Annotated in this window: 16 protein-coding genes; all 16 read right to left on the reverse strand. The window is 64.3% G+C overall.

Translation table 11 applies throughout. The features are described 5' to 3' along the window. Positions 1–8: 8 nt before the first annotated feature. The 16 genes from rpsQ to rpoC all read right to left on the reverse strand — a co-directional run bounded on the left by rpsQ (position 9) and on the right by rpoC (position 14,315). On the reverse strand, positions 9–278 hold the full coding sequence (gene rpsQ / locus HEP74_RS16175) for a 30S ribosomal protein S17 (RefSeq protein WP_046979797.1): 270 nt from the start codon (positions 276–278) through the stop codon (positions 9–11). An 11-nt stretch (positions 279–289) separates the two neighbouring features. Then, on the reverse strand, positions 290–475 hold the full coding sequence (rpmC, locus tag HEP74_RS16180) for a 50S ribosomal protein L29 (protein ID WP_185813736.1): 186 nt from the start codon (positions 473–475) through the stop codon (positions 290–292). After that, a complete protein-coding gene (rplP, locus tag HEP74_RS16185) occupies positions 475–888 on the reverse strand; it encodes a 50S ribosomal protein L16 (protein ID WP_012915063.1) in 414 nt (137 codons plus the stop codon). The genes rpmC and rplP overlap by 1 nt, the downstream gene beginning before the upstream one ends. Before the next feature lie 5 nt (positions 889–893). Continuing rightward, on the reverse strand, positions 894–1,628 hold the full coding sequence (gene rpsC, locus HEP74_RS16190; RefSeq protein ID WP_003470660.1) for a 30S ribosomal protein S3: 735 nt from the start codon (positions 1,626–1,628) through the stop codon (positions 894–896). Positions 1,629–1,646: 18 nt separating this feature from the next. Beyond that, positions 1,647–1,982 (reverse strand): 50S ribosomal protein L22, encoded by a 336-nt coding sequence (gene rplV, locus HEP74_RS16195; RefSeq protein WP_003470663.1) that lies wholly within the window; start codon positions 1,980–1,982, stop codon positions 1,647–1,649. 12 nt (positions 1,983–1,994) lie between these two features. Further along, the gene (gene rpsS / locus HEP74_RS16200; RefSeq protein WP_003470666.1) at positions 1,995–2,264 is read right to left on the reverse strand and encodes a 30S ribosomal protein S19; all 270 of its coding nucleotides are present in this window, start codon (positions 2,262–2,264) and stop codon (positions 1,995–1,997) included. A gap of 6 nt (positions 2,265–2,270) precedes the next feature. Further along, positions 2,271–3,098: a 50S ribosomal protein L2 gene (gene rplB / locus HEP74_RS16205; RefSeq protein ID WP_046979791.1), complete on the reverse strand. Its 828-nt coding sequence runs from the start codon at positions 3,096–3,098 to the stop codon at positions 2,271–2,273. Positions 3,099–3,108: 10 nt separating this feature from the next. Next, a complete protein-coding gene (gene rplW, locus HEP74_RS16210; RefSeq protein ID WP_003470672.1) occupies positions 3,109–3,408 on the reverse strand; it encodes a 50S ribosomal protein L23 in 300 nt (99 codons plus the stop codon). Then, positions 3,405–4,010, reverse strand: a complete 606-nt coding sequence (gene rplD, locus HEP74_RS16215) for a 50S ribosomal protein L4 (protein WP_185813737.1) — start codon at positions 4,008–4,010, stop codon at positions 3,405–3,407. Before rplD ends, rplW begins: the two co-directional genes overlap by 4 nt. 12 nt (positions 4,011–4,022) lie before the next feature. After that, positions 4,023–4,673 carry a 50S ribosomal protein L3 gene (gene rplC / locus HEP74_RS16220; RefSeq protein WP_046979794.1) on the reverse strand — a complete coding sequence of 217 codons (651 nt, stop codon included), beginning with the start codon at positions 4,671–4,673 and terminating at the stop codon, positions 4,023–4,025. 11 nt (positions 4,674–4,684) lie between these two features. After that, positions 4,685–5,020 carry a 30S ribosomal protein S10 gene (rpsJ, locus tag HEP74_RS16225; protein ID WP_003470680.1) on the reverse strand — a complete coding sequence of 112 codons (336 nt, stop codon included), beginning with the start codon at positions 5,018–5,020 and terminating at the stop codon, positions 4,685–4,687. Positions 5,021–5,506: 486 nt separating this feature from the next. Then, the gene (gene tuf, locus HEP74_RS16230) at positions 5,507–6,697 is read right to left on the reverse strand and encodes an elongation factor Tu (protein ID WP_060747701.1); all 1,191 of its coding nucleotides are present in this window, start codon (positions 6,695–6,697) and stop codon (positions 5,507–5,509) included. Positions 6,698–6,787: 90 nt separating this feature from the next. After that, positions 6,788–8,878 carry an elongation factor G gene (fusA, locus tag HEP74_RS16235; protein ID WP_185813738.1) on the reverse strand — a complete coding sequence of 697 codons (2,091 nt, stop codon included), beginning with the start codon at positions 8,876–8,878 and terminating at the stop codon, positions 6,788–6,790. A gap of 140 nt (positions 8,879–9,018) precedes the next feature. Beyond that, positions 9,019–9,486, reverse strand: coding sequence for a 30S ribosomal protein S7 (gene rpsG / locus HEP74_RS16240; RefSeq protein WP_185813739.1), 468 nt, complete (start codon positions 9,484–9,486; stop codon positions 9,019–9,021). Positions 9,487–9,500: 14 nt separating this feature from the next. Continuing rightward, positions 9,501–9,875, reverse strand: a complete 375-nt coding sequence (rpsL, locus tag HEP74_RS16245) for a 30S ribosomal protein S12 (protein ID WP_003469157.1) — start codon at positions 9,873–9,875, stop codon at positions 9,501–9,503. Positions 9,876–10,097: 222 nt separating this feature from the next. Continuing rightward, positions 10,098–14,315 (reverse strand): DNA-directed RNA polymerase subunit beta', encoded by a 4,218-nt coding sequence (gene rpoC, locus HEP74_RS16250; RefSeq protein ID WP_185813740.1) that lies wholly within the window; start codon positions 14,313–14,315, stop codon positions 10,098–10,100. Positions 14,316–14,392 lie beyond the last annotated feature (77 nt).

Genomic DNA, 14,392 nt, shown 5'->3' on the forward strand with positions numbered 1-14,392 from the left:
GATCTCCCTTATTCGGCCGAACGGGTGACGATTTCAACCACCCGCCAGTTCTTGGTCTTGGACAGCGGCGCAATCTCGGTCACGCGCACGACATCGCCTTCGTTGCAGGCGTTGTCGGCGTCGTGGGCGTGGAGCTTGGTCGAGCGCTTGATGTACTTGCCGTACAGCGCATGCTTGACCTGACGCTCCACCAGCACGGTGACGGTCTTGTCCATCTTGTTGCTGACGACGCGGCCTTCGACCGTGCGCAGCGTCTTGCTTTCGTTAGTGTCGCTCATGGCGGCCATCCTTACTTCGTGCTGCCGATCAGGTACTTCACGCGAGCAATCTCGCGGCGCACCCGGCGGGTTTCGTGGGTCTTCGGCAGCTGCCCGGTGACCTGCTGCATGCGCAGGGCGAACTGCTCCTTGCGCAGATCGGTCAGGTGCACCTTCAGATCGTCAGCCGACTTCTCGCGGAGTTGTTTGATGTCCATCAGCGTACCGTCCGAGTCACGAAGGTGGTGGTCACCGAAAGCTTGGCGGCGGCCAGGCGGAACGCCTCGCGCGCGATATCTTCGCCGACACCTTCGATTTCATAGATCATGCGACCGGGCTGGATCTGGGCGACCCAGTACTCGACGTTGCCCTTACCGGAGCCCATTCGCACTTCGATCGGCTTCTTGGTGATCGGCTTGTCCGGGAACACGCGGATCCACATCTTGCCGCCGCGCTTGACGTAGCGGCTGATCGAGCGGCGCGCCGCTTCGATCTGGCGCGCGGTCAGCTGACCGTGCGCGGTGGCCTTCAGCCCGTACTCGCCGAAGCTGACGGCGTTGCCGCTCCACGCCAGGCCGTCGTTACGGCCCTTGTGCATCTTGCGGTATTTGGTTCGCTTGGGTTGCAACATTGCCGTTACCTCGCTTCACGAGCCGGACGCGACGGACGGTCACCACGGTCGCCGCGATCGTTACGATCGTTGCGCGGGGAATCGTCCTGCTTTTCCTGGCCAACCTGGGAGAAATCGAAGATCTCGCCCTTGTAGATCCACACCTTGATGCCGATGATGCCGTAGGTCGTCTTGGCTTCAGCGAAGCCATAGTCGATGTCGGCACGCAGCGTATGCAGCGGCACGCGGCCCTCGCGGTACCACTCGGAACGGGCGATTTCCGCACCGTTCAAGCGGCCGGCGACGTTGACCTTGATGCCCAGGGCACCCAGGCGCATCGCGTTGCCGACCGAGCGCTTCATCGCGCGGCGGAACATGATGCGACGCTCCAACTGCTGCGCGATCGACTCGGCGACCAGCTGCGCATCCAGCTCCGGCTTGCGCACTTCGGTGACGTTGATGTGGGCGGGGACGCCCATCATCTCGCTCACTTCCTTGCGCAGCTTCTCGATGTCCTCACCGCGCTTGCCGATCACCACGCCCGGACGGGCGGTGTGGATCGTCACGCGCGCGGTCTTGGCCGGACGCTCGATCAGGATCTTGCTGATGCCCGCCTGCGCCAACTTCTTGCGCAGCATTTCGCGAACCTTGAGGTCGGCTGCCAGGTAACCGGCGAACTCGCCCTTGTTGGCGTACCACTTGGAATTCCAGTCCTTGGAGACACCCAAGCGGATTCCAATCGGATGAACTTTATGACCCATCGTCTTTTCCTTTCCGCTTTACTTGGCGGCGCCCACAACCACAGTGATGTGGCTGGTGCGCTTGAGGATGCGGGTACCGCGGCCTTTCGCCCGCGCCATGAAACGCTTCAGGGTCGGACCTTCATCAACCATGATGGTCTTGACCTTCAGCTCGTCGACATCCGCGCCCTGGTTGTTCTCGGCATTGGCGATCGCCGACTCCACCACCTTCTTGATCAGGTGGGCAGCCTTCTTATCCGAGAACTTCAGCAGGTTGACCGCCCGCTCGGCGGAAAGACCGCGCACCTGGTCGGCGACCAGGCGGGCCTTCTGCGGGGAGATGCGCGCAGTGCGCAGGATTGCTTTCGCTTCCATCGTCATCTCTCCTTACCGGCTCGACTTCTTGTCGCCACCGTGACCCTTGAAGGTCCGGGTGACGGCAAATTCGCCGAGCTTGTGGCCGACCATGTTCTCGTTGACGAGCACCGGAACGTGGTTCTTGCCGTTGTGCACGGCGATGGTGAAACCCACCATCTCCGGCAGGATCATCGAGCGACGCGACCAGGTCTTGATCGGACGCTTGCTGCCGGCCGCGGCCTCCACCTTCTTGACGAGGTGGTGATCGACGAACGGGCCTTTCTTGAGTGAACGTGCCATGGTCGATTAGCCCCTACGATCGCGGACGATGAATTGTTCGGTGCGCTTGTTATGGCGCGTCTTGTAACCCTTGGTCGGCACACCCCACGGGGTGACCGGATGCGGATTACCCTGACCGGCCTTCGCCTCACCACCACCGTGCGGGTGATCGACGGGGTTCATGGCCGCACCGCGAACGGTCGGACGCACGCCGCGCCAGCGCTTGGCGCCCGCCTTGCCCAGCTTCTCGAGGTTGTGCTCGTCGTTGCCGACTTCGCCGATGGTGGCGCGGCACTCGACCGGCACCTTGCGCATTTCGCCGGAGCGAAGACGCAGGGTGGCGTAGATGCCTTCACGCGCGACCAGCTGCACCGCGGCGCCGGCAGCGCGCGCGATCTGCGCGCCCTTGCCCGGCTTCAGCTCGATGCCGTGCACCGTCGTACCGACCGGGATGTTGCGCAGCGGCAGGGTGTTGCCGGTCTTGATCGGCGCATCCGAACCCGCGATCACCTGGTCGCCGGCCTTCAGGCCCTTCGGCGCGATGATGTAACGGCGCTCGCCGTCGGCGTAGCACAGCAGGGCGATATGGGCGGTGCGGTTCGGATCGTATTCGATCCGCTCCACGCGCGCCGGAATGCCTTCCTTGTTGCGCTTGAAGTCGATCAGGCGGTAATGCTGCTTGTGGCCACCGCCGACGTGACGGGTGGTGATGCGGCCATGGTGGTTACGACCACCGGACTTGCTCTGCGGCTCCAGCAGCGCGGCATGCGGCGCGCCCTTGTGCAGATCGGGCGTGACCACGCGCACGGCCGAACGACGGCCGGGAGAAGTGGGTTTGAATTTCATCAATGGCATGGGATGGACCTCAGGCCTTGGCCGTTACGTCGATGGACTGGCCTTCGGCCAGACGCACGTACGCCTTGCGCCAATCGCCGCGACGACCGCTGCGCGAACGGAAGGACTTGTTCTTGCCCTTGACGTTCAACACGTTGACCGACTCGACCTTGACGTCGAACAGCTGCTCGACCGCGGCCTTGACATCGGCCTTGGTGGCTTCGCTCGAGATCTCGAAGACGTACTGATTGGAGAGTTCCTGCAGGCGCGCGGTCTTTTCGGAGACACGCGGGGCACGCAGCACGCTGAAGATTTTTTCGTTGCTGCTCATGCCAGCCACTCCTCGACCTTCTTGACCGCATCGGCGGTGATCACGACCGTATCGGCCCCGACCAGCGACACCGGATCCAGGCCCTGCACGTCACGCACTTCCACGTAGGGAAGGTTGCGCGCCGACAGGTACAGATGCTCGGACGCCTCTTCGGTCACGATCAGCGGGCGCTTGCCCACTTCCAGACCCTTCAGCTTCTCGATCAGATCCTTGGTCTTGCTGGCCTCGACGTCGAACGCCTCGACGACCATCAGGCGACCCTGGCGGTTGAGCTCCGAAAGGATCGCGCAGATCGCAGCGCGATACATCTTGCGGTTCACCTTCTGCTCGAAGCTGCGCGGCTTGGCCGCGAAGGTCACGCCGCCGCCGACGAAGATCGGAGCGGTCAGCGCGCCGTGGCGTGCGCCACCGCCCTTCTGCTTCTTCGACTTCTTGGTGGTGCCGTTGACTTCCGAACGCGTCTTCTGCGCCTTGGTGCCGGCGCGGCCGGCGTTGCGATAAGCGACGACGACCTGGTGGACCAGATCCTCGCTGAAATCGCGACCGAACACGGCGTCGGAGACCGAGACCTTGTTGTTGCTACCCGTGATAACGAGTTCCATCGTCATCTCTCCTTATGCCTTGCTAGCCGGACGCACGATCACGTCGCCACCGGCAGCGCCAGGCACAGCGCCGCGAATGGCGATGAGGCCACGCTCGACGTCGACCTTGACCACTTCCAGATTCTGCGTGCTCTGCTGCACCGCGCCCATGTGGCCGGACATCTTCTTGCCCGGGAAAACGCGACCCGGGGTCTGGCGCTGACCCAGCGAACCCGGCGCGCGATGCGACAGCGAGTTACCGTGGGTGGCATCGCCCATGCGGAAGTTGTACCGCTTGATGGTGCCCTGGAAACCCTTACCCTTGGTGACGCCCTGGACGTCGACCTTCTGGCCGACCTCGAAGATGTCCGCCTTGATCTCGCCGCCGATGGCGTAATCGCCCAGCTGCGCGTCTTCAACGCGGAACTCCCACAGGCCGCGACCGGCTTCGACCTTCGCCTTGGCGTAGTGGCCGGAGGCAGGCTTGTTGACCAGCGCGGCGCGACGGGCGCCCACGGTGATCTGCACGGCGCTGTAGCCGTCGCTTTCGACGGTCTTGAGCTGGGTGATGCGGTTCGGGGTCGCTTCGATCAGGGTCACCGGGATGGAGCGGCCGTCTTCGGTGAAGACGCGGCTCATGCCGGCCTTGCGGCCCACGAAGCCCAACGAATATTTCTTCGTCATGGTCGTAGTCCTCAGGTCAACTTGATCTGGACATCGACGCCCGCCGCGAGCTCGAGCTTCATCAGCGCGTCCACGGTCTTGTCGTTAGGGCCGATGATGTCGAGCACGCGCTTGTGCGTGCGGGTCTCGTACTGGTCGCGCGCGTCCTTGTCGACGTGCGGAGAAACGAGAATGGTGTAGCGTTCGATCTTGGTCGGCAGCGGGATCGGGCCGCGCACTTGCGCGCCGGTCCGCTTAGCCGTCTCAACGATCTCGCTGGCCGAACGGTCGATCAGACGATGATCGAACGCCTTCAGCCGAATCCGGATCTTCTGATCCGCTTTCTGACCGGTCTTTTGCTCCGCCATGGCGGTGGGTTCCTTCGTTAAAAGAGCGACGGGCAAGGCCTCTGGGATACCTGCCCCGATTATTTCCTGACGTCGTATACCGCCGAGCATCCAGCTGGCGAGGGCCATTCCTCCGCCCAAAAACTGAGGCAGACCAGTTACCCGGCCTGCCCAGACGGAAAAGTATAATGCGCAGATAAAACAACGTCAACAGCGCAAGGCCGTTGATTGCTTGATGCAGCGCGACCTTCCCGGTCTGGCGAACACGAGGGGCGTCCTGCCTCTCTTTTCGCGGTGTATCCGGCACCCTACCCAGGAATGCCGAGCCGCGCATTATAGCGGCTGTTTCACCCGCCCGCAACATGCCGCGGCAAGAATTTTGTACCGCCCTGCCCTTGCGCAAAACGACGAAGGGCCGGCTTGCGCCGACCCTTCGTTGAACCGCCAGCCGAAGCCGCGGTCGCCACCGGCCGGACGGCCCGGAAGGGCCGCCGACGCATGCGGGCATTACTTGATGATCTTGGCCACCACGCCGGCGCCGACGGTACGGCCGCCTTCGCGGATCGCGAAACGCAGGCCTTCGTCCATCGCCACCGGGTTGATCAGCGTGACCACCATCTTCACGTTGTCGCCCGGCATCACCATCTCGACGCCTTCCGGCAGCTCGCAAGCGCCGGTGATGTCGGTGGTGCGGAAGTAGAACTGCGGACGGTAGCCCTTGAAGAACGGGGTGTGACGGCCGCCCTCGTCCTTCGACAGCACGTACACTTCGGCTTCGAACTCGGTGTGCGGCTTGATCGAACCCGGCTTGCACAGCACCTGGCCGCGCTCCACGTCGTCACGCTTGGTGCCGCGCAGCAGCAGACCGGCGTTGTCGCCCGCCTGGCCCTGGTCCAGCAGCTTGCGGAACATTTCCACGCCGGTGACCGTGGTCTTCTGCGTGGCGCGGATGCCGACGATTTCGATTTCGTCACCCACCTTGATGATGCCGCGCTCGATACGGCCGGTCACCACGGTGCCGCGGCCCGAGATCGAGAACACGTCTTCCACCGGCATCAGGAACGGCTTGTCCACGTCGCGCTGCGGCTCCGGGATGAACGTATCCAGCGCTTCCACCAGCTTCAGGATCGACGGCACGCCGATCTCGCTCTGGTCGCCTTCCAGCGCCAGACGCGCCGAACCGTGGATGATCGGGGTGTCGTCGCCCGGGAAGTCGTACTTGCTCAGCAGCTCGCGCACTTCCATCTCGACCAGCTCGAGCAGCTCGGCGTCGTCGACCATGTCGGCCTTGTTCAGGAACACCACGATGTGCGGCACGCCGACCTGGCGCGACAGCAGGATGTGCTCGCGGGTCTGCGGCATCGGGCCGTCAGCGGCCGAGCACACCAGGATCGCGCCGTCCATCTGCGCCGCACCGGTGATCATGTTCTTGACGTAGTCCGCGTGACCCGGGCAATCCACGTGCGCGTAGTGACGGTTCGGGGATTCGTACTCCACGTGCGCGGTCGAGATCGTGATGCCGCGCGCCTTCTCTTCCGGCGCCGCGTCGATCGCGTCGTATGCCTTGAACTCGCCGCCGAAGCGCTCTGCGCCGATCTTGGTCAGCGCCGCGGTCAGCGTGGTCTTGCCGTGGTCGACGTGACCGATGGTGCCGACGTTGACGTGCGGCTTGGTGCGCTCGAACTTACCCTTTGCCATGATGTATTTACCTTGTAATTCGTAATTGGGGACAAGGGAGCGGGATGCGGGAGTGGCTATGCCCGCATCCCGAATCCCGTCTCGCTAAAGTCAGCTTTTCTTGATGACCGATTCGGCGATGTTGGCCGGCGCTTCGGCGTAATGGTCGAATTCCATCGAGAACGTGGCGCGACCCTGCGACATGGAGCGCAGCGTGGTGGCGTAGCCGAACATTTCGCCCAGCGGCACCATCGCGTTGATCACCTTGCCGGACGGACTGTCGTCCTGGCCCTGCAGGATGCCGCGACGACGGCTGACGTCGCCCATCACGTCGCCCAGATAGTCTTCCGGGGTCACCACTTCGACCTTCATGATCGGCTCCAGCAGGACCGGGCTGGCCTTGTTGAAGCCTTCCTTGAAGCCCATCGAGCCGGCGATCTTGAACGCCATTTCCGAGGAGTCGACGTCATGGTACGAGCCGTCGATCAGGCGCACCTTGATGTCCACGATCGGGTAGCCGGCCATCACGCCGTTGGCCACCGCTTCCTGGATGCCCTTGTCGACCGCCGGGATGTATTCCTTCGGCACTACGCCGCCGACGATCGCGTTCTCGAAGGTGTAGCCCAGGCCACGCTCCTGCGGCTCGATCTCGAGCACGACATGACCGTACTGGCCCTTACCGCCGGACTGGCGCACGAACTTGCCTTCCTGCTTGACCGCCTTGCGGATGGTCTCGCGGTAAGCCACCTGCGGCTTGCCGACGTTGGCTTCGACGTTGAACTCGCGCTTCATGCGGTCGACCATGATTTCCAGGTGCAACTCGCCCATGCCGCGGATGATGGTCTGGCCGGACTCCTCGTCGGTGTTGACGCGGAACGAGGGATCTTCCTGGGCCAGACGGCTCAGCGCGATACCCATCTTTTCCTGGTCCGACTTGGTCTTCGGCTCCACCGCCATCGAGATCACCGGCTCCGGGAACACCATGCGCTCCAGGATGATGATGTGGTCCTGCGCGCACAGCGTGTCGCCGGTGGTGACGTCCTTCAGGCCCACCGCCGCGGCGATGTCGCCCGCGCGCACTTCCTTGATCTCTTCGCGATTGTTGGAGTGCATCTGCAGGATGCGGCCCACGCGCTCCTTCTTCGACTTGACCGGGTTGTACACCTGGTCGCCGGAGTTCAGCGTGCCGGAGTAGACGCGGAAGAAGGTCAGCGAACCCACGAACGGGTCGGTCATGATCTTGAACGCCAGCGCCGAGAACGGCGCGGTGTCGGTGGCCGGACGGCTGTCTTCCTTGTCGTCCTCGTCGATGCCCTTGACCGGCGGACGGTCGCTGGGCGACGGCAGCAGCTGGATCACGCCGTCGAGCATCGCCTGCACGCCCTTGTTCTTGAACGCGGTGCCACAGTACACCGGCACCACTTCCACCTTCAGGGTGCGCTCGCGCAGGCCGCTGACGATTTCCTCTTCGGACAGCTCGCCCTCGTTGAGGTACTTGTCCATCAGCTCTTCGTTGGCTTCGGCCGCGGCCTCGACCATGAACGCGCGCGCCTCGACGGCCTTGTCGGCCAGGTTGGCGGGGATCTCGCGGTACTCGAACACGGTGCCCTGCGAGGCGGTATCCCAGTGGACCGCCTTCATCTTGAGCAGGTCGACCACGCCCTCGAAGCCGTCTTCGGCGCCGATCGGCACCTGCATCGGCACCGGGTAGGCACCCAGGCGCGACTTCAGCTGCTCGACCACCTTGTCGAAGTTGGCGCCGGTACGGTCCATCTTGTTGACGAAGGCAAGACGCGGCACCGAGTACTTGTTGGCCTGGCGCCACACGGTCTCGGACTGCGGCTGCACGCCGCCGACCGCGCACAGCACGAACACCGCGCCGTCGAGCACGCGCAGCGAACGCTCGACTTCGATGGTGAAGTCGACGTGCCCGGGGGTGTCGATGATGTTGAAGCGGTGCTGCGGCAGCGACTTGTCCATGCCGCTCCAGAACGCGGTGGTCGCGGCGGAGGTGATGGTGATGCCACGCTCCTGCTCCTGCTCCATCCAGTCCATCGTCGCGGCACCGTCATGCACCTCGCCGATCTTGTGGCTGACGCCGGTGTAGAACAGGATGCGTTCGGAGGTGGTGGTCTTGCCGGCATCGATGTGAGCCATGATGCCGAAGTTACGGTAACGCTCGATGGGAGTGTTGCGGGCCACAGGGAGCCTCTCAGAATTCTTGGATTGCGGATGGCCGAACGCCGCCTTGCGGCGGCCTTCGGATTTGTGCAGCGCTCAGCGGCGCCACTAGCAGCACATATAGATTGTGCTGACGGGCCCTGTTTCCAAGGCCCGGAAGGTCACCAGCGGTAATGCGCGAACGCCTTGTTCGCTTCCGCCATGCGGTGGGTTTCTTCACGCTTCTTGATGGCGCCACCACGGTTTTCCGAGGCGTCGACCAGCTCGGCCGCGAGCTTGCGCGGCATCGAGTTCTCGCCGCGCTTGCGCGCCGAGTCGATCAGCCAGCGCATGGCCAGCGCCATGCGACGGGAGGTACGCACCTCGACCGGCACCTGGTACGTGGCACCGCCGACGCGACGCGACTTGACTTCGACCGCCGGAGCGACGTTGTCCAGTGCCTTCTGCACCAGCTCGACCGCGTTCGGGTTTTTCTCGCCGATGACGTCCATTGCGCCATAGACGATCTTTTCGGCGACCGACTTCTTGCCGCTCAGCATCACCATGTTGATGAAACGGGCGATGGTTTCGCTGCCGTGCTTGGGATCCGGCAGGACGGTGCGCTGCGGAGTAGAACCTTTACGAGACATTTGTGTGCTTTCCCTTAGCTCTTCGGACGCTTGGCGCCGTACTTGGAACGACCCTGGCGACGCTTGGCGACGCCGGCGGCATCGAGCGAACCGCGCACGGTGTGGTAGCGCACGCCCGGCAGATCCTTGACGCGACCGCCGCGGATCAGGACCACGGAGTGCTCCTGCAGGTTGTGGCCTTCGCCACCGATGTAGCTGATGACCTCTTCCTGGTTCGTCAGGCGCACCTTGGCGACCTTACGCAGGGCCGAGTTCGGCTTCTTCGGGGTGGTGGTGTACACGCGCGTGCAGACGCCACGGCGCTGCGGGCACTTGTCAAGCGCCGGGGAGGCGCTCTTGTAGGTGGTCGCCTGCCGCGGCTTGCGGACCAGCTGGTTGATCGTCGCCATCAGTGGATTCTTCTGATTGAGGCCGTGGGGCCTGGATGCGTGAAAACGAAGGCAGGCCGAAGGACGGCCTGCCGAGACAGGAAAGTATAGCGGGCAAGTAAAAGCTCCGTCAACTCAACGGAAACTTAACTTGCTGGTCCCTCCCGGACCGGAACACGGGGCGCGTCCGCTGCGCCCCTTTTCGCTTGGTACGACCAGCCCCGCGCACGGGGCCGATCAGGCTCACTCTTCGCTGCTGGCAGCCGCCGGTGCGGGCGTTTCGACCGCCGCCTCGGCGTTGCCGCCGGACAGGGTCTGCATCTCCGACTCGGTCAGGCCGGACGCGCCACGGCGACGCTGGGCGTGGTAGGCCAGGCCGGTGCCGGCCGGGATCAGACGGCCGACGATCACGTTTTCCTTCAGACCGCGCAGCGTGTCGCTGGTGCCGCGGACCGCCGCCTCGGTGAGGACGCGGGTGGTTTCCTGGAACGACGCCGCCGAGATGAACGACTCGGTGGCCAGCGAGGCCTTGGTGATGCCCAGCAGCACCGGGTCGTACTTGGCCGGCAGCTCGTTGCGGGGCACCAGGCGGGCATTTTCCTCGATGACGCGCTGGCGCTCGGCCTGCTCGCCGTTGAGGAACTTGCTGTTGCCCTGGTCGGTGATCTCGACCTTGCGCAGCATCTGCCGGGTGATGACCTCGATGTGCTTGTCGTTGATCTTCACGCCCTGCAGGCGATACACGTCCTGGATTTCCTTGACCAGGTAGGCGGCCAGCGGCTCCACGCCGAGCAGGCGCAGGATGTCCTGCGGGCTCGGCTCGCCGTCGACCACGGTCTCGCCCTTGGCCACGTGCTCGCCTTCGAACACGATGATCTGGCGATACTTCGGGATCAGCTCTTCGTGTTCCGAACCATCAGTGTCCTTGATGATCAGGCGCTGCTTGCCCTTGGTGTCCTTGCCGAAGCTGATGATGCCCGAGCGCTCGGCCAGGATCGCCGGATCCTTCGGCTTGCGCGCTTCGAACAGATCGGCCACGCGCGGCAGACCACCGGTGATGTCGCGGGTCTTGGATGCTTCCTGCGGGATCTTGGCGACCACGTCGCCCACGCCCACCGCCGCACCGTCCTGCAGGTTGACGATCGAGCGCGGCGGCAGCAGGTACTGCGCCGGCAGATCGGTGCCCGGGATGGTCAGGTCGTTGCCCTTGCCGTCGACGATGCGCACGATCGGGCGCAGGTCCTTGGCCTGGGCGCCGCGACGCTTCGGATCGGTGATCTCGCGCGAGGCCAGGCCGGTCAGATCGTCGGTCTTCTCGATGACGGTGACGCCGTCGATGAAGTCGATGAAGCGGATGAAACCGGCCACTTCCGACACGATCGGGTGGTTATGCGGATCCCAGTTGGCGACCGACTGGCCGGCCTTGACCGCGTCGCCGTCCTTCGCGGTGATCGTGGCGCCGTAGGCCAGCTTGTAGCGCTCGCGCTCGCGGCCGTGGCCGTCGAGCACGGACAGTTCGCCCGAACGCGACACCGCCACCAGAGAACCGTTGGCGTGCTCGACCGACTTGAGGTTGTTGAACTTGATCGAACCGGTGGTCTTGACCGTGATGTTGTCCACCGCCGCCGCACGCGAAGCTGCGCCGCCGATGTGGAAGGTACGCATGGTCAGCTGGGTACCCGGCTCGCCGATCGACTGCGCGGCGATGACGCCGACCGCTTCGCCGATGTTGACCAGGTGACCGCGCGCCAGGTCGCGGCCGTAGCAGCGGGCGCACACGCCGAACGAGGATTCGCAGGTGATCGTGGAGCGCACCTTCAGCGTCTGCACGCCGGCCTCTTCCAGCTTGGCCACCCACTGCTCGTCGAGCAGCGTGTTGCGGGTGACGATCGGATCCTCGTCGTTGCCCGGCAGGAACACGTCCTCGGCCACCACGCGACCGAGCACGCGATCCTTCAACGGCTCGACCACGTCGCCGCCTTCCACGATCGGGGTCATGGTCAGGCCGTCGCTGGTGCCGCAATCCGGTTCGGTGATGACCACGTCCTGCGCCACGTCGACCAGACGCCGGGTCAGGTAACCCGAGTTGGCGGTCTTCAGCGCGGTATCGGCCAGACCCTTACGCGCGCCGTGGGTGGAGTTGAAGTACTCCTGCACGTTCAGGCCTTCGCGGAAGTTGGCCTTGATCGGGGTCTCGATGATCGAGCCGTCCGGACGCGCCATCAGGCCGCGCATACCGGCCAGCTGACGGATCTGCGCCTGGCTACCACGCGCACCGGAGTCGGCCATGATGTAAAGGGAGTTCATCGACTTCTGGTCGATGATCTCGCCCTTGGCATTGGTGACCTTCTCGGTACCGATGGTGTCCATCATCGCCTTGGCGATGCGCTCGTTGGTGCGCGACCAGATGTCCACGACCTTGTTGTAGCGCTCGCCGGCGGTGACCAGACCGGACTGGTACTGCTCCTGGATTTCAAGCACTTCCTGCTCGGCTTCGCCGAGGATGCCCTTCTTCTCCGACGGGATCAGCATGTCGTCGATGCCGATCGACACGCCGGCGCGGGTCGCGTAGGCGAAGCCGGTGTACATCAGCTTGTCGGCGAACACAACGCTGTCCTTCAGACCCAGCTGGCGGTAGCTGGAGTTGATCAGGCGGCTGATGTTCTTCTTGGTCAGCTCGGTGTTGGCCAGCGCGAACGGCAGGCCGTCCGGCAGGATTTCGGCCAGCAGCGCGCGCCCGATCGTGGTGTCCACGATCGAGGTCTTCTTGCTGCGGCTGCCGTCCTCGTCGATCACCGTCTCGGTGATGCGGACCTTGACCTTGGCGTGCAGTTCGACCACGCGGTTGTCGTAGGCGCGCTTCACTTCGGCGATGTTGGCGAACACCATGCCCTCGCCCTTCTTGTTCTCCAGGGCGCGGCTCATGTAGTACAGGCCCAGCACCACGTCCTGCGACGGCACGATGATCGGCTCGCCGTTAGCCGGCGACAGGATGTTGTTGGTGGACATCATCAGCGCGCGCGCTTCCAGCTGCGCTTCCAGCGACAGCGGCACGTGCACGGCCATCTGGTCACCGTCGAAGTCGGCGTTGAACGCGGTACACACCAGCGGATGCAGCTGGATCGCCTTGCCTTCGATCAGCACCGGCTCGAACGCCTGGATGCCCAGACGGTGCAGGGTCGGCGCACGGTTCAGCAGCACCGGGTGCTCGCGGATGACCTCTTCCAGGATGTCCCAGACTTCGGCTTCTTCGCGCTCGACCAGCTTCTTGGCGGCCTTGATGGTGGTGGCCAGGCCGCGACGCTGCAGCTTGGCGAACACGAACGGCTTGAACAGCTCCAGCGCCATCTTCTTCGGCAGGCCGCACTCGTGCAGGCGCAGGGTCGGGCCGACCACGATGACCGAACGGCCGGAGTAATCCACGCGCTTGCCGAGCAGGTTCTGGCGGAACCGGCCCTGCTTGCCCTTGATCATGTCGGCGAGCGACTTCAACGGGCGCTTGTTGGTGCCGGTGATGGCACGGCCGCGGCGGCCGTTGTCCAGCAGCGCATCCACCGATTCCTGCAGCATGCGCTTTTCGTTGCGCACGATGATGTCCGGCGCATTGAGCTCGAGCAGGCGGCGCAGGCGGTTGTTGCGGTTGATGACGCGGCGGTACAGGTCGTTCAGATCGGAGGTCGCGAAGCGGCCGCCGTCCAGCGGCACCAGCGGACGCAGATCCGGCGGCAGCACCGGCAGCACGGTCATCACCATCCACTCCGGACGGTTGCCCGACTCGAGGAAGGCTTCGACCAGCTTGATGCGCTTGGTCAGACGCTTGAGCTTGGTTTCCGACCCGGTGCCGGCGATCTCTTCGCGCAGGCGGGTCATTTCCGACTGCAGGTCGATCGTGCGCAGCAGCTCGTACACCGCCTCGGCGCCCATCGCGGCGTCGAAGTCGTCGCCGTGCTCCTGGCGCGCGGTCAGGAACTGCTCTTCGGTCAGCAGCTGGCGGCGCTCCAGGGCGGTCAGGCCCGGCTCGGTCACCACATAGGCTTCGAAGTACAGCACGCGCTCGATGTCGCGCAGGGTCATGTCCAGCATCAGGCCGATGCGCGACGGCAGCGACTTCAGGAACCAGATGTGCGCGACCGGCGAGGCCAGGTCGATGTGGCCCATGCGCTCGCGGCGCACCTTGGCCAGGGTCACTTCGGTGCCGCACTTCTCGCAGACCACGCCACGGTGCTTCATGCGCTTGTACTTGCCGCACAGGCACTCGTAGTCCTTGATCGGACCGAAGATCGCGGCGCAGAACAGGCCGTCGCGCTCGGGCTTGAAGGTACGGTAGTTGATCGTTTCCGGCTTCTTCACTTCGCCGAAGGACCACGAACGGATCAGGTCCGGCGAGGCCAACGCGATCTTGATCGCGTCGAAGTCCAGCGTCTGGCGCTGCTGGTTGAAGAGGTTGAGCAGGTCTTTCATGGTGTTTCTCCGAAAGGAGGAATACGTGTCGATGGGCTGTCAGAGCGCTGCGGCGGCGCGGGTGCCCTGCGGCACCC

Origin of the sequence: Xanthomonas sp. SS, from assembly GCF_014236835.1 — a bacterium.
In the GTDB taxonomy this organism is placed as follows: Bacteria; Pseudomonadota; Gammaproteobacteria; order Xanthomonadales; family Xanthomonadaceae; genus Xanthomonas_A.

Coding starts and splice junctions, on each gene's coding strand:
- rpsL (WP_003469157.1), bottom strand. CDS start 9,875: ATGGCGACGATCAACCAGCTGGTCCGCAAGCCGCGGCAGGCGACCACC.
- rplP (WP_012915063.1), bottom strand. CDS start 888: ATGTTGCAACCCAAGCGAACCAAATACCGCAAGATGCACAAGGGCCGT.
- rpsQ (WP_046979797.1), bottom strand. CDS start 278: ATGAGCGACACTAACGAAAGCAAGACGCTGCGCACGGTCGAAGGCCGC.
- rpmC (WP_185813736.1), bottom strand. CDS start 475: ATGGACATCAAACAACTCCGCGAGAAGTCGGCTGACGATCTGAAGGTG.
- rpsJ (WP_003470680.1), bottom strand. CDS start 5,020: ATGGCGGAGCAAAAGACCGGTCAGAAAGCGGATCAGAAGATCCGGATT.
- rplB (WP_046979791.1), bottom strand. CDS start 3,098: ATGCCATTGATGAAATTCAAACCCACTTCTCCCGGCCGTCGTTCGGCC.
- rplD (WP_185813737.1), bottom strand. CDS start 4,010: ATGGAACTCGTTATCACGGGTAGCAACAACAAGGTCTCGGTCTCCGAC.
- tuf (WP_060747701.1), bottom strand. CDS start 6,697: ATGGCAAAGGGTAAGTTCGAGCGCACCAAGCCGCACGTCAACGTCGGC.
- rpsC (WP_003470660.1), bottom strand. CDS start 1,628: ATGGGTCATAAAGTTCATCCGATTGGAATCCGCTTGGGTGTCTCCAAG.
- rpoC (WP_185813740.1), bottom strand. CDS start 14,315: ATGAAAGACCTGCTCAACCTCTTCAACCAGCAGCGCCAGACGCTGGAC.
- rplW (WP_003470672.1), bottom strand. CDS start 3,408: ATGAGCAGCAACGAAAAAATCTTCAGCGTGCTGCGTGCCCCGCGTGTC.
- rpsG (WP_185813739.1), bottom strand. CDS start 9,486: ATGTCTCGTAAAGGTTCTACTCCGCAGCGCACCGTCCTGCCGGATCCC.
- rpsS (WP_003470666.1), bottom strand. CDS start 2,264: ATGGCACGTTCACTCAAGAAAGGCCCGTTCGTCGATCACCACCTCGTC.
- rplV (WP_003470663.1), bottom strand. CDS start 1,982: ATGGAAGCGAAAGCAATCCTGCGCACTGCGCGCATCTCCCCGCAGAAG.
- rplC (WP_046979794.1), bottom strand. CDS start 4,673: ATGACGAAGAAATATTCGTTGGGCTTCGTGGGCCGCAAGGCCGGCATG.